Origin of the sequence: Streptomyces asiaticus (genome assembly GCF_018138715.1) — a bacterium.
In the GTDB taxonomy this organism is placed as follows: domain Bacteria; phylum Actinomycetota; class Actinomycetes; order Streptomycetales; family Streptomycetaceae; genus Streptomyces; species Streptomyces asiaticus.
The window spans coordinates 6,661,416-6,682,398 of sequence record NZ_JAGSHX010000006.1 but is presented as its reverse complement, the minus strand read 5'-3'; the positions used below and the strand labels follow the sequence as shown (position 1 = coordinate 6,682,398).

Below are 20,983 nucleotides of genomic sequence, written 5' to 3'. Positions count from 1 at the left end.
CGCCCGAAAGGATGGCAGTTGAGGCAGTTTGAAACCTGGTTCGCAGGACTTCCGGATCAGACCCGGACGCCGAACTGGAACGGCATGTTGTCCATCGACTCGTAGCGCACACCGGCACCCGGCTTGGGCGCGTGCAGCACCTGGCCGCCGCCCGCGTAGAGGCCTATGTGGTGCAGGTCGCCGTAGAAGAGCACCAGGTCGCCCGGCTTGAGCTCACCGCGGCTGATGCGGGTGCCGGCGTTCGCCTGGTCCTGGGAGATGCGCGGCAGCTGCACCCCGGCCTGCTGGTAGGCCCAGCCGGTGAGTCCGGAGCAGTCGAAGGAGGACGGACCGGTCGCGCCCCAGACGTACGGGAGGCCGATCTTCGTCTTGGCGGCGGCCAGCGCGGCGGCGGCACGCCCCGACTCGGGCACCTCGTTGCCGAGGTCGACGCGCTCGCTGGAGCGGTTGGCGCGCTCGGCGTCCTGGGCCGCCAGCTTGGCGCGCTCCTTGGCGGTCAGGGTGTTGAGGAGGTTCCGGGCCTTGGACAGCTTGCCCTGGATCTCGTCCTTCTTCTTGCCGAGCGCCTTACGGGTGTCGGCGAGGTCCTGGAGCTTGGTGGACGCCTCCTCGCGCTGCTGCTTGAGGGTGCGCTGCTTGTCGGCGATCTTCCGCAGGGACTCGGCCTGCTTGCCGCTCAGCTGGCTGAGGGTGGACGCCTTCTCGAGGTAGGTGTCCGGGTCGGAGGAGAGGAGCAGCTGCACCGAGGGGTCGATCCCGCCGGAGCGGTACTGCGCGGTGGCCATCGAACCCAGGCCGTTGCGCAGCTTGTTCAGGTCCTCCTGGCCGCGCGCCACCTTGTCCTGGAGATCGCCGACCTGCTTCTCCAGCTTCTGCTGCTTCTCCTTGACGCCGTTGTACTTCTCGGTCGCCTGCTCCGCCTCTTCGTAGAGCTTGTCGACCTGCTCCTTGACGTCCTTCTTGTCCTGCTTCGGAGCGGCCTGGGCGGCCTGGGAAGTGAGAGCGACGGCGGCGGCCGCGGTCGCGGTGAGGACAGTTACCCGAGTGCGGCTCGGCTGCTTGGGTCGACGGTGGGACGCCACGAAGGCGAGCTCCTTCTTCCTCCAGCCGCCTACCGGGAGTTGGGGGGTTGTGAGGCCCCGGCTCCGCGACAGGGCGCGGACTCGGCGGTACCTCCGCTGTCACCCCGGATGAGTGATCAACCGCGCGAAGGTTCGAGCTGACCATAGTGACCCCGCCGTGATCCGTTCAAATCCCGACGGCAAAAAAGTCGGTCTGCGAGGGCATATTTTACAAATATCGCACGGGCAGTGATGGTCGATGACGCTCCGCTGACATCACAAGTGCCCCGGGTCAGACTTGTGAAGCCATTCGAAGTGATTCGGGCACCTCGGCCTTGGAATGGAGAAACGGGGCAACCGGGGCACGGGGGCGGACGATTCGGGCCACGACGGCTCAGGAACGGGCAAGTCGCTTCAGCAGCAACGCCGATGCCACGGGGCGCGCTCCGGCGCGTGCCACCCCGTCGGCCACCTCGCGGTCGGTGGACACCACCACCACCGGACGGCCCGGCGGCTCGGCCCGCACCAGCTGCCGGATCAACTCGTCGGCCGTCACGCCCGGCTTGCTGAACAGCACCCGCACCCCGCGCGGCGGCGCGAGCAGCACCGGAGCGGCCAGCTCCGCCCCGTCGAAGACACAGGTCATCTCCGCGCCCGTCTGGGCCGCGAGCACCGCCAGACCGCCCAGCAGCCGCAGCCGCTGCTTCTCCAACGGCATGGTGGGATAGCCGGTCTTGGTGACGTTGTAGCCGTCCACCACCAGATGCGCCTGGGGCAGCGCGAGCAGCTGGTCCAGCAGCGCCGGGTCCATCTCCGACAGCGCCCTGGTCGCTATGTCCTTTGGCGTCATCTTCCCCGGCTCCACGGCGTCCACCGTGTCCGCCGGGCGCATCGACGCGGGCGGCAGCGCCAGTTCGCGCCGCAGCCCCTGCGCCGCGTCCAGCACCGTGTCCAGCAGCAGCCGCAGCCGCATGTCCTCCACGCTGCGGCCCTCGCGCACCGCCCGCCGGCTGGCCTCCAGCGCCGACTCCGCCTCCGCGAGCCGGGCCCGCAGCCGCCGTGCCTCGCTGTCCGCGGTGGTCTGACGGGCCGCCGCCTCCGACCGTACGGACTCCAGCTCCGCCTCGATCTTGCGCAGCGCGGCCGCGCCCCGCTTCACATCGCTCTGCGCGCTGCGCAGCTTGCGCTGGAGCACGTCATTCTCCTTGCGGGCCGACTCCAGCTCGGTGCGCGTCCGCTCCGTCTCGTGCCGGGTGGCCGCCTTGGCCTCGGCGAGCTCCTCGCGCAGCCGCTGGAGCTCGCGTGCCGCCTCCTCACCGGCCCGTTCGGCGGAGGCCCGCTGGGCCTCCTCGCCCGCCGCCTCGACCAGCTTGACCCAGCCCACCGGGCGCAGCACATACGCCACCGCCGCGACATCCACCGGATCGGCCGCGGCGGGCGGCGAACCGCCCTCGATCGCCTCGGCCAGCTCCCGCTGGGTCTCCCGCAGCCGTCCCGCGATCCGCTGCCGGAAGACGGGGTCGCTCTCCACCGCGGCGGCCATCGCGTTGCCCGCGAACTTGGCGCGGCGGGTCGGGGTGAAACGGGCGTACTGCCGCAGCTGGGTGGGCAGCTCGGTGACCGTCAGCCCGCCGAAGGCATCCGCGACCAGCGCCACCACGCGCCGTCGCACCCCTTCCGGCAGGGGGCGGTCCAGCGCCTCGGGGACGCCCTCGGCGTCACCGGCCGCCCCGGGGTCACCGGTCCGCTCCACCACCTGTCACCGCTCCGTTCTCAGGCGCTCTGGCCGGTGCTCGGACGATCCACGAGTTCGACCTGGTCAACCGCGTTGCACCAGCGACAACGCACTGACTCAATGGTCTCACCGAGCACCTCGCGTTCTTCGACTCTGGGTTCCCCCGCCAAGTCGAGATGCACATACTCCACGGCCCTGGTCGAGCGGGTCACATCGAACCGGGTGAGATTGCCGCACAGTGTGCAACGCCAGCGGGTCTGGGCGGTCGGCAGGGGCACGGCCATGGTTGCGGTTCCTCGCTTGTCGGCTCGTCGGCGGCGTCCTGTAACCCTACGGCCTGAGCCCTGGCCCGTGCCGGGCCCGTCCGGCCCCCCATGAGCCGACGGAGCGCGGCGAGGCGCTCTGTGGAGGTTGTGCCCGGTACGGAATGATCTGCCCATGATCGAGACGTCGTCGGGGCGCCACCGCCCCTGGATGGCGGGGCCCGGCCGCCCCTGGATGACGTACGGCCTGATCGTCAGCTGCTGCCTGATCTTCGTCCTCGGACCGGCCTCGGGGCTCAACCCCGGCTATGGCTCGGGCGGGCGGCTCATGGAGGCCCAGTCCACGTACTTCGAGCGCTGGGGGGTGGTGCCCACCGCGCTGTGGAGCGGCGACCCCGATCAGCCGCTCGCCCCGCTGACCGCGCTGTTCGTGCACGGCAACTGGCTGCATCTGCTCGGCAACATGCTGTTCCTCTATGTCTTCGGGGCGATGACCGAGGAGCGGATGGGCCGTTTCCAGTTCGCCGTCTTCTACCTCGCCACCGGCTATCTGGCGCTGCTCGGCTACGCCGCCGCGCACGCCGACTCCGCCCAGTCCCTGGTGGGCGCCTCCGGGGCCATCTCCGGGGTGCTCGGCGCCTTTCTGTGGCTGTTCCCCCGGGCCCGGGTGACCAGCCTCTTCCCGTTCCTGCTCTTCCTCCCGCTGCGGTTTCCCGCCTGGGCAGTGCTGATCTTCTGGGTGGCCCTCCAGTGGCTGGCCGCCCGGCAGGCCGACGACCGCCCCGGCGTCGCCTATCTCGCCCATCTCGTGGGCTTCACGCTCGGGTTTCTCTACGCGTGGGCCCGGTTCGGGCGGACGGCTAGAGTGGGCGGCGCAGCCAGGCCCAGTGAGGGAGAAAGCCAGCCGTGATCACTTCGATCGTGCTCATCAAGACCAACGTGGACCAGATCCCGGAGACCGCCGAGAAGATCGCCGCGCTGGAGGGTGTGAGCGAGGTCTACTCGGTCACCGGCGCGCACGATCTGATCGCGATGGTGCGGGTGGCGCGGCACGACGACCTCGCGGACATCATCACGGGCCAGATCAGCAAGCTCCCGGGGGTGGCCTCGACCGAGACTCACATCGCCTTCCGGACGTACTCGCAGCACGACCTGGAGGCGGCGTTCGCGATCGGGCTGGACGGCTGAGGGCGTCCGGCGGCGCGTGACGCCTGCGGCGGGCTGCTCCCCTCCCCGCCCCTTCCCACAACTGGGGCTCCGCCCCAGACCCCGGCCGGACATCTGGATGCGCGCGGACGCCCGCGCCACCCACGACAGCGACCGCCCCCTTACCCCCGCGGAACCGGGACTCCGCCCCAGGCCCCAGCCGGACGACCCGGAAGCGCACGGGCGCCCTCCCAGTCATCCGCCGCGTCGGCGAATCGACCGCGATCAGCCCGCCGGTGCGGGCGTTCGCGCCCTCACCGCCCGCCCCGCGGGCACCCTGGCCCCTGCCCTCACAAGGCGGTCAGCTGATCGCGGGGTCCAGGGGCGGAGCCCCTGGTTGCGGGAAGGGGCGGGGAGGGGAAGAACCCCCGGACACCCCGCAGGGCCCGGCGCTCCCGAACTCTTAGCCCAGGGGGCCCAGGGGGCCCAGGGGGCCCAGGGGGCCCAGGGGGCCCAGGGGGCCCAGGGGGCCCAGGGGGCCCAGGGGGCCCAGGGGCCCAAGGCCCCACGAGGCCCGTTGGGCCTCAGCCGCGGTCCGGGACGCAGCGGCCGTCCTCCGTGCGGTAGCTCCACCGGGCGCCGTCGCGCACCAGCTCCTTCACGGCGCCCACGAACCGCTCCACATGCTCGTCCGGGGTGCCCGCCCCGAAGCTGACCCGGATCGCGTTCAGCGACCGCTCCCCCGGCGCGGCCTCGGGCGCGCCGCACTCGCCCGGCTCGTCGGGCTCGCTGTCCAGCAGGGTGCGGACCAGCGGATGGGCGCAGAACAGACCGTCGCGCACGCCGATGCCGTACTCCGCGGAGAGCGCCGCCGCGAAGTGGGAGCTGTTCCAGCCCTCCACCACGAACGACAGCACACCGACCCGGGGCGCGTCGTCGCCGAACAGCGAGAGCACCCGTACCTCGGGCACCTCGGCCAGCCCGGCCCGCACCTTCTCGATCAGCTGCCGCTCACGGGCGACCAGGCCCTCGAAACCGGCCTCGGTCAGCGCCTTGCACGCCGACGCGATCGCGTAGACCCCGATGACGTTCGGCGAGCCCGCCTCGTGCCGGGCGGCGGTGGTGTGCCACTCGACGTCGACGCCGCCGTCCTCCTTGCGCGTGACCTTACGGCTGGCGCCGCCGCCCGCCAGATACGGCCGGGCCTCCCGCAGCCAGTCCGCCCGCCCGGCCAGCACCCCGGCCCCGAAGGGCGCGTACAGCTTGTGCCCGGAGAAGGCCACCCAGTCGATGTCCGCCTCGGCGATGTCCACGGGGTGGTGCGGGGCCAGCTGTGCGGCGTCCAGGACGATACGGGCGCCGTGGGCGTGCGCGGCCGCGGCCAGCTCCCGCACCGGCCACAGCTCACCCGTCACATTGGACGCGCCGGTCACGCACACCAGCGCCGGGCCCCCGGCGCGCCCCGCGAGCGCCTTCTCCAGCGTCTCCACCGCCTGCCGCGGGGAGCGCGGGGCGCTGAGGTAGCGGACGGTGACGTCTTCCCGCTGCTCCCACGGCAGCAGCGAGGCGTGGTGCTCGGTCTCGAAGACGAAGACCTCGGTGCCCCGGGGCGCCACGGCGGCCAGGAGATTGAGCGAATCGGTGGTGGAGCGGGTGAAGACGACCTGGTCGTCCTCGCGGCAGCCCAGGAAGGCGGCGACATCCTTACGGCTGTTCTCGAAGAGGTCGGTGGACAGCTGCGAGAGGTAGCCCGCCCCGCGGTGCACGCTGCCGTAGTACGGCGCGTAGGCGGCGATGTCGTCCCAGACCCGCCGCAGCGCGGGGGCGCTGGCGGCGTAGTCGAGCGCCGCGTAGGTCACCTCACCGCCGGTGACCAGGGGCACCAGGACATCGCTGCCCAGCACGGGCAGCGGCTCACAGGCGGCGGCAGCGGAGACGGAAGCAGGTGCGGAGGCGGAAGCGGGTGCGGAGACGGAAGCAGGTGCGGAGGCGGTGGCAGCAGGGCGCGCGGACATGGCGAGGTCTCCCGAAGGGGTCGGAGGAATGCGTGACGCGCACGGAAACGGCGGCGGCGGGCCGGCCGTAAGGGCGCGGAAAATCGCTCGACGCACGGCTGTACCGCGCGGAGCACATTGAGGAGAGACGGGCCGCTCGGCCCTAGCGCATTCGCTGCATCACGGAAGAACTCCCTCGACCACCAGGACCCCTAGTGCGAGGGGTCCGCGCTTGCCGCCGGCCTCGCTGCCTGGCGGCCTGGTCATCACCCGGGGCACCCCGCCACGGACGGAGGGTTGCCGGACAGCGGGCCGGGGCCGTAGTCGCTGTCGCTCGTGACCTGGGCAGGAGTATGCCATGTCAGACGCCGGCGCTCATGTCCTGTCCGCATCCCGGACAGGACATGAGCGCCGTAGGGACCCGCGCAAACAGAGGCAGAGCCCCGATCCGGGGTCTGGGGCGGAGCCCCAGTTGTGGGAAGGGGCGGGGAGGGGAAAGCAGCCCGCCGCAGGCGCCAGGGCCCGCCGGGCCCCACTACGCGTGGGTGGCCCGGACCCATCGCTCCAGGACGTCACGCGCCGCGCCCGAGTCGATCGACTCGGCGGCCCGCGCCACGCCCGCCCCGATCCGGTCCGTCAGCGGCTTGTCCCCCGGCTCCCGCTCGAGCGCCACCAGCGCCGCCGCCGAGTTCAGCAGCACCGCGTCCCGGACCGGGCCCCGCTCGCCCGCCAGCAGCCGGCGGGCCACATCGGCGTTGTACGAGGCATCCGCGCCCCGCAGGGCCTCCACGGGGGCCCGCTCGACGCCCACGTCCCGGGGGTCGAAGGTCTCCTGGCGCACGGCGCCGTCCCGGACCTCCCACACCTGGGAGGTCGTGGTCACCGTGAGCTCGTCCAGCCCGTCGTCGCCCCGGACGACCAGCGCGGAGGATCCGCGCTCGGCCAGCACCCCGGCGATGATGGGCGCCATACGGGCGTCGGCGACCCCGGTCGCCTGGGAGGTGACCTTCGCCGGGTTGGTCAGCGGGCCGAGCAGGTTGAACGGGGTGGCGACGCCCAGCTCGCGGCGGGCCGAGGCGACATGCCGCAGCGACGGGTGGAACTTCACCGCGAAGCAGAAGGTGATCCCCGCCTCCTCGGCGACCTCGACCACCCGCTCGGGGGTGATATCCAGATTGACGCCGAGCTTCTCCAGCACGTCGGAGGCGCCGCTGGCGGAGGACGCGGCACGGTTGCCGTGCTTGACCACCCGCGCGCCGGTACCGGCGACGACCAGCGCGGACATGGTGGAGATGTTGACGGTCTTGGCGCGGTCGCCGCCGGTGCCCACGATGTCCACGGTCGCCCCGGGCACCTCGATCACCCGGGCGTGCTCGTACATGGCGCGCACCAGACCGACCACCTCGGAGACCGTCTCGCCCTTGGCGCGCAGCGCGATCGCGAAACCGGCGATCTGGGCGTCGGTGGCCTCGCCCCGCATGATCCGGTCCATGGCCCAGGCGGTGTCCTCGGCGTCGAGGTCCCGGCCGGCGATCAGCGAGCTCAGTACGTCCGGCCAGGTGCGGGCCGTCGCGGTGCTGTCGCCTCCGGCGGGGGTCACAACGTCCATGGTCCGCTCCTGGATCCGTGGGGGTGGGCAGGGAAGGGGTCCGCGCACTTCAGCGGCCCGTCGCAAGCCTATCGGCCGCACGGCCGGGGCCCCGGCCGGACCGTGCGGTCCGGGCCGGGGCCCTGGTCTGTGGCGTAGCTGTATGAAGAAACCGGTCGCTGAAGGGTTACCGGGAGATCAGTGGTGGCCGTGGCCGCTGGTGATCTCGTGGTACTCCTCGCGGGTCGGCTTCGGAATGACGTTGTCCCCGCCGTAGTAGCCCTTGGAGAGCTTCGAACGGAGCTTCTGGGAACGCTTTATCTTCCGCTTGACCCCGTTCTCGTCGACCTCCGGGCCGATCTCGTAGGGCTCGGGCTGGTCATGCTGGGTGAGAATGTGCAGCTGCTCCTGCGCGAGCGGCTCGTGGACCTCGATGAACTCACCGTGCGGCAGCCGCTTGATGATGCCGGTCTCACGGCCGTGCAGCACCTTGTCCTTGTCGCGCCGCTGGAGGCCGAGGCAGATCCGCTTGGTGGCGATGAACGCCAGGACCGGGCCGACGAAGAAGGCGATCCGCACGAACCACGTGATCGAGTTGATCGACAGGTGGAAGTGGGTGGCCCACAGGTCGTTACCGCCACCGACCAGCATCACGAAGTACGCGGTGATCCAGGCGACACCGAACGCGGTACGCGTCGGGGCGTTGCGCGGGCGGTCCAGGATGTGGTGCTCACGCTTGTCGCCGGTGATCCAGGACTCGATGAACGGGTAGAGCCCGATCGCGAACAGGACCAGCGGGAAGAGCACGATCGGGATGAACACGCCCAGGACGAGCGTGTGGCCCCAGGCGTTGATCTCCCAGCCGGGCATCACACGGACCAGACCCTCGGCGAAGCCCATGTACCAGTCGGGCTGGGCACCGGTGGACACCTGGTCGGGCCGGTAGGGACCGATGGTCCAGATCGGGTTTATGGTCGCGACCGCGGAGAGGACCGCGATCACACCGAAGACCAGGAAGAAGAAGCCGCCCGCCTTGGCCATGTAGACCGGCAGCAGAGGCATGCCGACGACGTTCTTCTCGGTCTTTCCGGCCCCGGGGTACTGCGTGTGCTTGTGGTAGAAGACCAGGATCAGGTGCGCCACCAGCAGGCCGAGCATGATGCCCGGCAGCAGCAGGACGTGGACCGGGTAGAGCCTCGCGATGAGGTCCGTCCCCGGGAACTCGCCGCCGAAGACGAACATCGAGATGTAGGTGCCGACCACCGGGATCGACAGGAACACACCCTCGATGAACCGCAGACCGGTGCCGGAGAGCAGGTCGTCGGGGAGCGAGTAGCCGGTGAAGCCGGTCAGCATGCCGAGGAAGAACAACAGGAAGCCGAACAGCCAGTTGATCTCACGCGGCTTGCGGAACGCGCCGGTGAAGAACACGCGCATCATGTGCGTGAACATGCCGGCGAGGAAGACCAGCGCGGCCCAGTGGTGGATCTGCCGGATCAGCAGACCGCCGCGCACCTCGAAGCTGATGTCGAGGGTCGACTTGAACGCGTCGGACATCCGCACGCCCTGCATCGGGACGTACGGGCCCTCGTAGACGACCTCGGACATGCTGGGGTGGAAGAACAGCGTCAGGTACACACCCGTGAGGATGATGACGATGAAGCTGTAGAGGCAGACCTCGCCCAGCATGAAGGACCAGTGGTCCGGGAAGATCTTGCGCATATTGGCCCTGGCCAGGCTGTAGATGCCCAGCCGGCCATCGGCCCAGTCCGCGACGCGCTCACCGGCGGGCGCTTTGCCCCGGCGCTGCGCGGCGCTGTCGCTTGTAGTACTCATCCGCGCTCCCAGTAAGCAGGACCGACGGGCTCCGAGAAGTCGCCCATGGCTTCGAGGTACCCCTGGTCGTTGGCCTTGATCCGCAGCTGCGGCAGCGCGTGACCGGCCGGACCGAAGATCACTCGGCCACCGTCGGAGAGGTCGAAGGTCGACTGGTGGCAGGGGCACAGGACGTGGTGGGTCTGCTGCTCATAGAGGTTGATCGGGCAGCCGACGTGGGTGCAGATCTTGGAGAACGCGACGATGCCCTCGTGCGACCAGTCCAGTTCGCGCTTGTCCTTGATGTTCTCCGGCTGGAGCCGGACCAGCATCAGGGCGGCCTTGGCGATCTCCGTCTGGAAGTCGTGCTGCTCCTCGCTCATGCCCTCGGGCATGGCGAAGGTGAGCGAGCCGACGGCGATGTCCTCGGGGCGCAGCGGCTGCATGGTGTTGTAGTTCATCAGCCGCTTGCCCTTGGCCCACTTGGTGTGCCGGAGCTTGGTGCCCGGCAACGGACCGAGGTCCCGCAGCAGCACGATGCCGGAGAGCGGCACCAGCGCGAGCGCGCCGAAGAGGGTGTTGCGGGCCAGCTTGCGCCGGCCGAAGCCGGACTCCTTGGCGCCGGTGGCGAAGTCCTCGAGGACCTTCGACTTGACCTCGGGGCTGGCCTCGATGGGGTGGCGCTCGTCGGCGACCTCCACATCGGACATCAGGGTGCGGGCCCAGTGGACCGCGCCCGCGCCGATGGTGAACAGCGCGATGCCGAGCGTCAGCCCCAGCGCGAAGTTCAGCGCGCTGATGTGCCCGATCGGGAAGACGTAGATGTACCTGTCGACCGGGAGTGCCACATACGCGGCGATGAAGGCGATCGTGGCCAGCATCGAGACCGTGAAGAGCAGGGCGACGGTGCGCTCGGAGCGCCTCGCGGCCCGCTCGTCGATGTCCTGCTTACGGTGCTCGTGCGGGGGCAGCCCCGGGTCGGCGAACGGGTCCTCGGCCGGCCTTACGGCACTCTCGGCCCCCCGCGCTTCCGGCAGCTTGTCTTCTGCTTCTGAAATCTCGTGGCTACTCATGACTTCTTGGCCTTTGCGGTCCGGGCGGCGACCCAGATGGTGAGGACGATCATCGCGCCCATGCCGAAGACCCAGCCGAACAGACCCTCGCTCACCGGGCCGAGCCCGCCGAGCTCAAGACCCCCGGGGGTCTTGCTCTTGTCGCTGTTGACCGTGTCGAGGTAGGCGATGATGTCCTGCTTGTTCTTCTCCGGCATCACGGTGTCGGGGAAGGAGGGCATGTTCTGCGGGCCGGTCTGCATGGCCTCGTAGAGATGCTTGGGGCTGACCCCGTCGAGAGCCGGCGCGAACTTGCCGTTGGTGAGGGCACCACCCTTACCGGCGAAGTTGTGGCACTGCGCGCAGTTCGTACGGAAGAGCTCCCCGCCCTTCGCGACGTCCGCGTTGTCCGGGCTGTACTCGCTCTTGGTGGGCGTCACCGGACCCGCACCGAGCGACGCGATGTAGGCCGCGAGCTGCTCGATCTCGGCGTCCGAGTAGATCTTCTTCTTCTTCGGCACCTGGGCGCCCGGCTGCTGCGCCGGCATGCGGCCGGTGCCGACCTGGAAGTCCACGGCGGCGGAGCCGACGCCGACCAGGCTCGGGCCGTCAGAGGTCCCCTGACCGCCCGTGCCATGGCAGCTGGCGCAGCCGACGGCATAGAGCTTCTTGCCCTCCTCGATGGCGAGGGACTGGGCGGAGCTGTCGTCGGCCTTCGCCTCGCTCGGCGAAAACGCGGCGTACAGCCCCCCAGTGACCGCCAGCGCGAAGAGTAGGACGACGAGCGCAGCCAGCGGATGGCGCCGTCGTGCGGAGAGCTTTTTCACGGATTACCCCGGTGTCAGGATCTTCTGCGTCGATGCTGTTAAGGACGTGGTTCCGGTGCGGTGACCGGCTTACTTGATCATGTAGATCGTGGCGAAGAGGCCGATCCAGACGACATCGACGAAGTGCCAGTAATAGGACACGACGATGGCCGCCGTCGCCTGCTGGTGGGTGAACCTCTTGGCCGCGTACGTCCTGCCCAGGACAAGCAGGAAGGCGATCAGGCCGCCCGTCACATGCATGCCGTGGAAGCCGGTGGTCAGGTAGAACACCGAGCCGTAGGGGTCAGAGGAGAGCGAAAGCCCGTCCTTCTTGACCAGCTCGGTGTATTCGAAGATCTGACCGCCGATGAAGATCGCGCCCATGATGAAGGTGATCACGAACCAGGAGCGCAGCTTCTTCACGTCGCCGCGCTCGGCGGCGAAGACGCCGAGCTGGCAGGTGAGGGAGGAGAGCACCAGGATCGTGGTGTTCGTCGCCGAGAACGGGAAGTTCAGCGAGGACGCCATTTCCTTCCAGTGCTCGGCTCCGGTCACCGATCGCAGGGTGAAGTACATCGCGAAGAGGGCCGCGAAGAACATCAGCTCGGAACTCAGCCAGATGATGGTTCCGACGCTGGTGAGGTTCGGCCGGTTGACCGACGGGTGCGCGTGCCCGGTTTCTACTGCTGTTGCTGTCGCCACGACCGACATTATGTCGGTCGCTTATCCAGCGCTCACTCCCGGGGGTCCCGTTCGGAGTGTCAAGGGCCGCGTCAAGGACATCGACCCTGCTCGTCGGGGCTGTTCCGGACAGTCCCCCGAAGGAGGGAGAGATCCGTACACCCCCTCCTCCGGACGGCTGTACGGGAGTAGCATCCGCCTCAGGAGCCCGGCAGATCACTTACTTCGCCCGGAGGTCATGATGCGGCCCACCGCAACGGTGCTGGTCTACAGCGATGACGTGAGCACCCGCGAGCAGGTGCGCCTGGCGGCCGGGCGCCGGCCCGCCGCCGATGTGCCCCCGGTGGAGTTCCTGGAGTGCGCCACCTTCCCGGCCGTTCTCTCGGCGCTGGAGGAGGGCGGCATCGACGCCTGTGTGCTGGACGGCGAGTCGGCGCCCGCGGGCGGGATGGGCGTCTGCCGGCAGATCAAGGACGAGATCTTCCAGTGCCCGCCGGTGCTGCTGCTCATCGGCCGCCCGCAGGACGCCTGGCTGGCCACCTGGAGCCGCGCGGAGGCCGCGGTCACGCATCCGGTGGACCCGGTGGCCCTGGCGGACGCGCTGGCCGGGCTGCTCCGCAAGCGGCTCGCCGTGGGCGCCTGACCTCACCGTCCGCACCGTCCGCTCAGACCTGGGGCCGGAGCCGGGCGGAGTCGGCGGGGGCGGCGTCGGACTGGCCGGAGGCGATGGCGCTGCCCTTGCGCCAGTCCGCCCAGGCCATGTTCCAGTCGCCGTAGCCGTTGTCGAATGTCGGCATGTCCTCTCCATTGCTGTGCACCACCTGGACGATGTCCCCGAGGCGCACGGTGTTGAAGAACCACTGGGCGTTCGCCGTGCTCATGCCCGTGCAGCCGTGGCTGACGTTGGCGTAGCCCTGTGAGCCGGTGGACCAGGGCGCGGCATGGACGTATTCACCGCTCTCGGTGACCCGGGCGGCCCAGTAGACCATCAGGTTGTAGGAGCCCGCGCCGAGCCCGATGCTGGCGCCCGTCATCCGTACGGCGGATTCCTTGGCCAGGATGACCTTGATGCCGTTCCGGGTGTCGAATCCGGGCATACCGGTGGTGATCGGGATGGTCCGGATCGGCACTCCGTTGCGCTTCACCGTCATCTGGTGGGTGCCGGAGTCGGTGAGGGCCTCGAGGCGGTCGCCGGTGGTCAGCCGCAGCGACTTGGCCTCGCCGCCGTAGAGCCCGCCGCCGATCCGGATGCCCTTGAGGTTGGAGTGCACCGTGATGGTGGCGTGGGCGGGCCAGTACTCCTGCGGGCGGTAGTGCAGGTTCCGGCTGTCCACCCAGTGCCAGACGCCCTCCACCGCGGGCCGTGCGTCCACCTTCAGGGCACGCTCGATCACGGCGCGGGCCGAGGGGTCCTTGACGGGCCGGCTCAGCTTGGCCGTGACGGGCTGCCCCACCCCGTACTCCCCCGCCTTGGGGCCGAAGGTGACCTTCAGCAGCCGGTGGGCGGAGCTGGTGGTGAAGTCGACCGTACGACGGCCCGGAGCGCCATTGGAGTCCTCCGTGGACACCTTCAGCGTGTAGTGGGCGCCCGCGGCCAGCGGCACGGTGCTGCGCCAGTGCCTGCCGTCGTCGGTCAGCTCACCCCGGACGTAGCGGCCCGCGGCGTCGGTGGCCGTGACATCCGTGATCCGGCTGTCGTCGCCCTTGGCCGTCACTTCGAGCGGCTCGTCCGGATTGGCCTTGCGGCCGTCGCCGTCACCGTCACCGCTGAACGAGATCTGATCGGCGGCGTCGTACGGCTTGGCGGACAGGGGGTCGGGGGATCCCCCGCATCCGCTCAGACCCGCTATCAGCGGCGCCACCAGCAGGGCGCAGGTCAGCACCGCCCGGCTTCTGAGTGATCGAGGTGTGTGGCTCATGGAGCCAACGTTAGGAACGCCGTCCGGGAACGGCGCGCGGAGTGAGGCACCGGAGTGAACCGAACGGATCGGCGGGGCCGTCCGGGCCCGTAACGCCGAGCGGGGCCCGGACACCTGGGGAGGTGTCCGGGCCCCGCTCGTATCAGCCGGTCAGGGCTACTGGTTGGCGTTCTCGCCGCGGTAGTACTCGAAGACCCAGCCGAAGAGACCGACCATGATGACCGGGGCCGAGAAGAAGAGCAGCCACCAGCCGAAGATCACGCCCAGGAACGCCATGGCGCCGCCGACGCCGAGGGAGAGCGGCTGCCAGCTGTGCGGGGAGAAGAATCCCAGCTCGCCGGCGTCGTCCGCGACATCCGCGTCCTTGTTGTCCTGCGCACCGACATCCACCCGGCGGGCCGTGAAGGCCAGGTAGTAGCCGATCATGATGCTCAGCCCGAAGGCCAGGAAGAGCGCCGTGGTGCCGGCCGGCTCCTTCGACCACACGCCATAGACGATCGCCATGACGAGGATGAAGACGGCCAGCCAGATGAACATCCGGCCTTGGACCTTCACTTGCCGGCCTCCTTACCACCCGCGAGGGCCTTGTCATCGTCAGGCGCACCGTGGTTCTCGAGCTGGTCGAGCGCCGCGATCTCCGGGTGGTGCAGGTCGAACGCCGGGGATTCGGAGCGGATCCGCGGCAGGGTGAGGAAGTTGTGCCGCGGGGGCGGGCAGGAGGTCGCCCACTCCAGCGAACGGCCGTAGCCCCAGGGGTCGTCGACCTCGACCTTCTTGCCGTACTTGGCGGTCTTCCAGACGTTGTAGAGGAACGGCAGGATCGACAGGCCCAGCAGGAAGGAGCTGATGGTCGAGATGGTGTTCAGCGTGGTGATGCCGTCGGCCGCCAGGTAGTCGGCGTACCGGCGGGGCATGCCCTCGGCGCCCAGCCAGTGCTGCACCAGGAACGTGCCGTGGAAGCCCACGAACAGCGTCCAGAAGGTGATCTTGCCGAGCCGCTCGTCCAGCATCTTGCCGGTCATCTTCGGCCACCAGAAGTGGAATCCGGCGAACATCGCGAAGACCACGGTGCCGAAGACCACGTAGTGGAAGTGGGCCACCACGAAGTACGAGTCGGAGACGTGGAAGTCCATCGGCGGCGACGCCAGGATCACACCGGTCAGACCACCGAAGGTGAAGGTGATCAGGAAGCCGACCGCCCAGAGCATCGGGGTCTCGAAGCTCAGCGACCCCTTCCACATCGTGCCGATCCAGTTGAAGAACTTGATACCGGTCGGCACCGCGATGAGGAACGTCATGAACGAGAAGAACGGCAGTAGCACTCCGCCGGTGACATACATGTGGTGGGCCCACACCGTCACCGAGAGACCGGCGATCGAAATGGTCGCGGCGATCAGGGAGATGTAACCGAACATCGGCTTCCGGGAGAAGACCGGAATGACCTCGGAGATGATGCCGAAGAACGGCAGCGCGATGATGTACACCTCTGGATGGCCGAAGAACCAGAAGAGGTGTTGCCAGAGCAACGCTCCGCCATTGGCCGCGTCGAAGACATGCGCCCCGAATTTACGGTCCGCCTCCAGGGCGAACAGCGCGGCGGCCAGCACCGGGAAGGCGAGCAGGACCAGCACCGCGGTCAGCAGCACGTTCCAGGTGAAGATCGGCATCCGGAACATCGTCATGCCCGGAGCGCGCATGCAGATGATCGTGGTGATGAAGTTGACCGCACCGAGGATCGTGCCGAAGCCGGAGAGGGCCAGACCCATGATCCACATGTCCGCGCCGATACCCGGCGAACGGACCGCGTCCGACAGCGGGGAGTAGGCGAACCAGCCGAAGTCGGCCGCGCCCTGCGGGGTCAGGAACCCGCCCACCGCGATCAGCGAGCCGAAGAGGTACAGCCAGTACGCGAACATGTTCAGCCGCGGGAACGCCACATCGGGCGCACCGATCTGGAGCGGCATGATCCAGTTCGTGAAGCCCGCGAACAGCGGGGTGGCGAACATCAGCAGCATGATCGTGCCATGCATGGTGAACGCCTGGTTGAACTGCTCGTTCGACATGATCTGCGTACCCGGACGGGCCAGCTCGGCGCGCATGAGGAGCGCCATCAGGCCGCCGATGCAGAAGAACGCGAACGACGTGACGAGGTAGAGCGTGCCGATCGTCTTGTGGTCCGTGGTGGTCAGCCACTTGACGACGACATTGCCCGGCTGCTTCCGACGTACCGGCGCTTGCCGCTCTTGCGAGGCGGCGGTGCCGGCACCCTGGGGTTCGTTGAGGATGCTCACGATGTCCTGGTCTCCGCGTTCTTGGCGGCGTCCGTCTGCTCAATGCCCGCCGGGATGTAGCCGGTCTGGCCCTTCTTCGCCAGCTCCTTGAGGTGCTGCTGGTAACGCTCCGGCGACACCACCTTGACGTTGAAGAGCATCCGGGAGTGGTCGACGCCGCACAGCTCGGCGCACTTGCCCTTGAAGGTGCCCTCGCGGTTCGGAGTGACCTCGAAGCGGTTGGTGTGACCCGGGATGACGTCCATCTTCATCAGGAAGGGGACCACCCAGAACGAGTGGATGACATCGCGGGACGTCAGGATGAACTGGACCGACTCGCCCTTCGGCAGCCACAGGGTCGGACCCGGGTTGCCGGTCTGCGGGTTCCGCTCACCGGGGGTACCCGCCTCGTAGACGCCCTCGGCGCCCTTGGGGACCGCGTTCAGCATGCGCTTGGGGATCGCGGAGATCTCCTTGGCTTCCTGCTTGGGCGTGGCGGTGGAACCGTCCACGTTCTCCATGTAGTTGAAGCCCCAGCTCCACTGGTAGCCCACCACGTTGACCACGTGGTCGGGCTTCTTGGAGGTCTTGAGGAGCGCGTTCTCATCGCGTGCGGTGAAGTAGAACAACACCGAGACGATGATGATCGGGACCACGGTGTACAGCGCCTCGATCGGCATGTTGTACCGGGTCTGCGCGGGAACCTCGATCTTGGTCCTGCTGCGGCGGTGGAAGATAACCGCCCAGATGATCAGGCCCCAGACCAGGACGCCCGTGGCGAGCGCCGCCGCCCACGAGCCCTGCCACAGGGAGAGGATCCGCGGCGCCTCCTCCGTGACGGGGGTAGGCATTCCGAGGCGGGGGAAGTCCTTGGATGTGCAACCGGTGGCGGTCGCCAGGACCAAGCCCGCGGCCAGCGCCTGCAGCAGCTTCCGCCGCACCGGGCGCCGCGACGAGCGGTCGGAGCCGTTGGGACTCACGTAGCGCCTTCCCGAGAGTCTCGCCCGCGCGGTCGGCCGCGGCCGTCTGTCTGGTCGGTCGCCGGCCCGGTGCGGGCAGGGGTTTGGATGTTTATGCGGACCAAACCCTACTGGACGCCATTTGGGGTCGCGCGGGGAGGGTGCCCAACGCGCCGGGGCGCTCCACGAAGGGGTGGAATCCCGGGCTCCGGCGGGCTTTTCCGCCCGGGCGCGGCACGGGTTCCGACGGCCTTTTCGCGCCGGGCGCGGCACGGGTTCCGGCCCCGGTCCGGGCCCGGCTCCGGGCAGGTGCGACCCTGGTTCCGGGGACGATGCGATCGCGGTTCCGGAGCCGGTGCGATCGCGGTTCCGGTTCCGGTGCCGGTGCCGGTGCCGGTGCCGGTGCCGGTGCGATCCTCGGCGGGGCCGTGCCCGTCCGTTCGCCGGTCGCGGCGACTAAGCGGCCTCGCTGAAGTCCGCTGCGGTTCGGTCGCGCCCCGAAGGGGCGCGGGCTGTGTCAATGTGCGGCTCCGCCGCGTGGGCGCGACCAGCCACGACGCAGCCGGGGACGAACGACCGCACCTCGCGCCACTCCCCCCGGAACGCTTAGCGTTTCTTACGTGCCCTACTTCGACGCGGCCTCATCCGCTCCCCTGCACCCCGTCGCCCGGCAGGCGCTCCTCGCCGCACTCGACGAGGGGTGGGCCGACCCCTCGCGCCTGTACCGGGAGGGGCGGCGGGCCCGGCTGCTGCTGGACGCGGCGCGGGAGGCGGCCGCCGAGGCCGTGGGGTGCCGCCCGGACGAGCTCGTCTTCACCTCTTCGGGGACCCGCGCGGTGCACGACGGCATCGCGGGGGCGCTCGGGGGACGGCGGCGCGCCGGTCGCCATCTGATCGTCTCCGCCGTGGAGCACTCCTCGGTGCTGCACACGGCGGCCGCGCACGAGGCGGACGGCGGCACGGTCACCGAGGTCCCGGTGGACCGTACGGGACGGGTCGCGCCCGGTGCGTACGCGGCGGCCCTGCGGGAGGCCCCGGGCGGGGTGGCGCTGGCCTGTCTACAGTCCGCCAACCATGAGGTCGGCACGGTGCAGCCGGTGGCCGAGGCGGCCGAGGAGTGCGCGGCGGCGGACGTACCGCTGCTGGTGGACGCGGCGCAGTCGCTCGGCTGGGGCCCCGTGGAGGGCAATTGGTCGCTTCTGACCGCAAGTGCCCATAAATGGGGCGGTCCTGCCGGGGTGGGCCTGCTCGCGGTGCGCAAGGGGGTGCGCTTCCGTACGGTTCAGCCCGCCGATGAAAGGGAGTCGGGGCGCTCCCCCGGGTTCGAGAACCTCCCCGCCATCGTCGCCGCGGCCGCCTCGCTGCGGGCCGTCCGGGCGGAGGCCGCCGCCGAGGCGGAGCGGCTGCGGGGGCTGGTGGAGCGGATCCGGGCGCGGGTGCCGGAGCTGGTGCCGGACGTCGAGGTGGTCGGCGACCCGGAGCGGCGGCTGCCGCACCTGGTGACCTTCTCCTGTCTCTATGTCGACGGAGAGGCGCTCCTCCATGAGCTGGACCGGGCGGAGTTCTCGGTCTCGTCCGGCTCCTCCTGCACCTCCTCCACGCTGACCCCGAGCCATGTGCTGCGGGCCATGGGGGTGCTGTCCGAGGGCAATGTCCGGGTCTCGCTCCCGCGCGGTACGGCCGAGGCGGACGTGGACCGGTTCCTGGAGGCGCTGCCGGGGGTGGTGGCGGGCGTACGGGAGCGCCTGGGCGCCCCGAAACCGGCCGAAGCCGAAGCCGCGGCCGATCCGGACCCCGAGCCCGAGCCCGAGCTGGTGGTCGACTCGCTGGGCAAGCGGTGCCCGATCCCGGTGATCGAGCTGGCCAAGGTGATCGGCGAGGTGCCGGTGGGCGGGGTGGTGACGGTCCTCGCCGACGACGAGGCGGCCCGGCTGGACATCCCGGCCTGGTGCGAGATGCGCGGCCAGACCTACGAGGGCGAGCGCCCGGCCGAGCGGGGCGTGGCGTACCGAGTGCGCCGCCGCGCCTAGGGGGTGTCCGGCGGATCATGACGCCTGCGGCGGGCTGCCCCCTCCCCGCCCCTTCCCACAACTGGGGCTCCGCCCCAGACCCCGGGGCCTGGGAGCGAAGGCCCTGCCACGCGGCGGAGCCGCATAACTCCGCTGGACGTGCCCTGACCTGCCGTGGATCGTCTGCGGCACCGTCGTGGCCGGTCGCGCCCACGCGGCGGAGCCGCACATCGACACAGCCCCGCGCCCCTTCAGGGGCGCCCAGGGGGCCATCGGCCCCCTGGGCGCCCCACGGGTTCAGGGGAGGTGGGCCGCGATCTCGCCCGCCGCGTCATGGCCGTACGCCTTGGCGAGGCGCTCCATGAAGTGGCCGCGGCGCAGCTCGTACTCCTGGGTGCCGACCGTCTCGATGACCAGCGTCGCCAGCATGCAGCCCACCTGGGCGGCCCGCTCCAGCGAGAGGTTCCAGGACAGACCGGAGAGGAAGCCCGCGCGGAAGGCGTCGCCGACGCCGGTCGGGTCGGCCTTCTGCTCCTCCTCCGGGCAGCCGACGACCACGGGCTCCTCGCCCTCGCGGTCGATCCGCACGCCCTGCGCGCCGAGCGTGGTGACGCGGGTGCCGACCTTGGCGAGGATCTGGTCCGCGGTCCAGCCGGTCTTGGTCTCGATCAGCGCGGCCTCGTACTCATTGGTGAACAGGTACTCCGCGCCGCCGATCAGCAGCCGGATGTCCTCCCCTTCCATGCGGGCGAGCTGCTGGGAGGGGTCGGCGGCGAAGGCGATGCCGCGCGAGCGGCACTCCTCGGTGTGGCGGACCATGGCCTCCGGGTCGTCCGCGCTGATCAGCACCAGGTCGAGACCGCCGACGCGCTCCGCGACCGGCTGGAGCTCGATCTGACGGGCCTCGCTCATGGCGCCGGTGTAGAAGGACGCGATCTGGTTGTGGTCCGCGTCGGTGGTGCACACGAAGCGCGCGGTGTGCTGGACCTCGGAGATATGGACGGACGCGGTGTCCACACCGTGCCGGTCCAGCCAGGCGCGGTAGTCGGCGAAGTCCTCGCCGGCCGCGCCGACCAGGATCGGGCGCAGACCCAGCAGGCCCATGCCGAAACAGATGTTGGGGCCGACTCCGCCGCGGCGGACGTCGAGGGTGTCGACAAGGAAGGAGAGGGAGACCGTATGCAGCTGATCGGCGACCAGCTGATCGGCGAAACGGCCGGGGAAGGACATCAGATGGTCGGTGGCGATGGAGCCGGTTACGGCGATACGCACTGAGTCGCTCCTGCGGGGCGGAGAGGTCGGATGCCTCACGCTATCTGCTCGGCCCGGTCCATACGAACGGAAGAAACTACCCAATAGTAGGTCTTTTTTCACCGACACCTGCTGAATACGGTGCGTGGAGACGGGGGACGCGTCGGCGACACCCAAGGACCGGGAGGCATCATGCCCCAGCACCTCACCCCCGCGTTTCCCGCCACCGGGGCCATCGAGCCCGAATATCTGGAGGAGCTGCGCGGCGACGGTGCGCGGATGGCGCCGCACTGGACGGTCACCGTATCGGCCGCTCCCACCAGGCCCGTTTCCCCGGTCGCCGCCTCCCGCATCCGGGGGATCACGGTGCCCGCCACATCGGCCGATCTGCTGGCCGGCATGTCCGACTACGGCGATTGAAGGAACCGGCCGCG

The 20,983-nt window shown here is 69.9% G+C and carries 19 protein-coding genes and 1 riboswitch; of the genes, 5 read left to right on the top strand and 14 right to left on the bottom strand.

Going from position 1 to position 20,983, the window contains the following annotated elements; translation table 11 throughout:
- Positions 1-56: 56 nt before the first annotated feature.
- From KHP12_RS36300 to KHP12_RS36290, 3 genes are all read right to left on the bottom strand, one after another.
- Entirely contained in the window at positions 57-1,082 is a 1,026-nt protein-coding gene (locus KHP12_RS36300; RefSeq protein ID WP_037949105.1) for a C40 family peptidase, read from the bottom strand.
- 373 nt (positions 1,083-1,455) lie between these two features.
- On the bottom strand, positions 1,456-2,817 hold the full coding sequence (locus KHP12_RS36295; protein ID WP_037949109.1) for an NYN domain-containing protein: 1,362 nt from the start codon (positions 2,815-2,817) through the stop codon (positions 1,456-1,458).
- A 17-nt stretch (positions 2,818-2,834) separates the two neighbouring features.
- Positions 2,835-3,080 (bottom strand): hypothetical protein, encoded by a 246-nt coding sequence (locus KHP12_RS36290; protein WP_037949112.1) that lies wholly within the window; start codon positions 3,078-3,080, stop codon positions 2,835-2,837.
- 154 nt (positions 3,081-3,234) lie between these two features.
- On the opposite strand from KHP12_RS36290, the gene KHP12_RS36285 reads away from it, so the two are divergent.
- Together KHP12_RS36285 and KHP12_RS36280 are read left to right on the top strand one after the other, a co-directional pair.
- Positions 3,235-3,969, top strand: a complete 735-nt coding sequence (locus KHP12_RS36285; protein ID WP_037949115.1) for a rhomboid family intramembrane serine protease — start codon at positions 3,235-3,237, stop codon at positions 3,967-3,969.
- Positions 3,966-4,247, top strand: a complete 282-nt coding sequence (locus tag KHP12_RS36280; RefSeq protein ID WP_020872014.1) for an Lrp/AsnC ligand binding domain-containing protein — start codon at positions 3,966-3,968, stop codon at positions 4,245-4,247. Before KHP12_RS36285 ends, KHP12_RS36280 begins: the two co-directional genes overlap by 4 nt.
- Positions 4,248-4,789: 542 nt before the next feature.
- Here KHP12_RS36280 and KHP12_RS36275 read toward each other — a convergent pair.
- The 6 genes from KHP12_RS36275 to ctaE form a co-directional block, all read right to left on the bottom strand.
- Positions 4,790-6,220 carry an aminotransferase class V-fold PLP-dependent enzyme gene (locus KHP12_RS36275; protein WP_244203136.1) on the bottom strand — a complete coding sequence of 477 codons (1,431 nt, stop codon included), beginning with the start codon at positions 6,218-6,220 and terminating at the stop codon, positions 4,790-4,792.
- Positions 6,221-6,422: 202 nt separating this feature from the next.
- Positions 6,423-6,541, bottom strand: a riboswitch (SAM riboswitch).
- A gap of 193 nt (positions 6,542-6,734) precedes the next feature.
- Complete coding sequence (trpD, locus tag KHP12_RS36270) at positions 6,735-7,808, bottom strand: anthranilate phosphoribosyltransferase (protein ID WP_086884104.1); 1,074 nt, start codon at positions 7,806-7,808, stop codon at positions 6,735-6,737.
- Positions 7,809-7,985: 177 nt separating this feature from the next.
- On the bottom strand, positions 7,986-9,623 hold the full coding sequence (qcrB, locus tag KHP12_RS36265; RefSeq protein ID WP_086884103.1) for a cytochrome bc1 complex cytochrome b subunit: 1,638 nt from the start codon (positions 9,621-9,623) through the stop codon (positions 7,986-7,988).
- Complete coding sequence (gene qcrA, locus KHP12_RS36260) at positions 9,620-10,675, bottom strand: cytochrome bc1 complex Rieske iron-sulfur subunit (RefSeq protein ID WP_086884102.1); 1,056 nt, start codon at positions 10,673-10,675, stop codon at positions 9,620-9,622. The genes qcrB and qcrA overlap by 4 nt, the downstream gene beginning before the upstream one ends.
- Positions 10,672-11,481: a cytochrome bc1 complex diheme cytochrome c subunit gene (qcrC, locus tag KHP12_RS36255; RefSeq protein WP_086884101.1), complete on the bottom strand. Its 810-nt coding sequence runs from the start codon at positions 11,479-11,481 to the stop codon at positions 10,672-10,674. Before qcrC ends, qcrA begins: the two co-directional genes overlap by 4 nt.
- Before the next feature lie 69 nt (positions 11,482-11,550).
- A complete protein-coding gene (gene ctaE, locus KHP12_RS36250; protein WP_020872008.1) occupies positions 11,551-12,171 on the bottom strand; it encodes an aa3-type cytochrome oxidase subunit III in 621 nt (206 codons plus the stop codon).
- A 211-nt stretch (positions 12,172-12,382) separates the two neighbouring features.
- Between ctaE and KHP12_RS36245 the strand changes: the two genes are divergently transcribed.
- Complete coding sequence (locus KHP12_RS36245) at positions 12,383-12,784, top strand: hypothetical protein (RefSeq protein WP_086884105.1); 402 nt, start codon at positions 12,383-12,385, stop codon at positions 12,782-12,784.
- Positions 12,785-12,806: 22 nt separating this feature from the next.
- Here KHP12_RS36245 and KHP12_RS36240 read toward each other — a convergent pair whose 3' ends face one another.
- The 4 genes from KHP12_RS36240 to ctaC form a co-directional block, all read right to left on the bottom strand.
- A complete protein-coding gene (locus KHP12_RS36240) occupies positions 12,807-14,060 on the bottom strand; it encodes a L,D-transpeptidase (RefSeq protein WP_086884100.1) in 1,254 nt (417 codons plus the stop codon).
- A gap of 156 nt (positions 14,061-14,216) precedes the next feature.
- Entirely contained in the window at positions 14,217-14,615 is a 399-nt protein-coding gene (locus tag KHP12_RS36235; protein ID WP_086884099.1) for a cytochrome c oxidase subunit 4, read from the bottom strand.
- Positions 14,612-16,351, bottom strand: a complete 1,740-nt coding sequence (ctaD, locus tag KHP12_RS36230; RefSeq protein ID WP_086884098.1) for an aa3-type cytochrome oxidase subunit I — start codon at positions 16,349-16,351, stop codon at positions 14,612-14,614. Before ctaD ends, KHP12_RS36235 begins: the two co-directional genes overlap by 4 nt.
- Entirely contained in the window at positions 16,348-17,310 is a 963-nt protein-coding gene (gene ctaC / locus KHP12_RS36225; RefSeq protein ID WP_037949142.1) for an aa3-type cytochrome oxidase subunit II, read from the bottom strand. Before ctaC ends, ctaD begins: the two co-directional genes overlap by 4 nt.
- 599 nt (positions 17,311-17,909) lie before the next feature.
- Between ctaC and KHP12_RS36220 the strand changes: the two genes are divergently transcribed.
- A complete protein-coding gene (locus tag KHP12_RS36220) occupies positions 17,910-19,319 on the top strand; it encodes a cysteine desulfurase/sulfurtransferase TusA family protein (protein WP_211834111.1) in 1,410 nt (469 codons plus the stop codon).
- A gap of 276 nt (positions 19,320-19,595) precedes the next feature.
- Here the strand turns inward: KHP12_RS36220 and KHP12_RS36215 are convergent, their stop codons facing one another.
- Positions 19,596-20,570, bottom strand: coding sequence for a carbohydrate kinase family protein (locus tag KHP12_RS36215; RefSeq protein ID WP_086884096.1), 975 nt, complete (start codon positions 20,568-20,570; stop codon positions 19,596-19,598).
- A gap of 171 nt (positions 20,571-20,741) precedes the next feature.
- Here KHP12_RS36215 and KHP12_RS36210 point away from each other — a divergent pair, with 171 nt between their 5' ends.
- Positions 20,742-20,969: a hypothetical protein gene (locus KHP12_RS36210; protein ID WP_020872000.1), complete on the top strand. Its 228-nt coding sequence runs from the start codon at positions 20,742-20,744 to the stop codon at positions 20,967-20,969.
- Positions 20,970-20,983 lie beyond the last annotated feature (14 nt).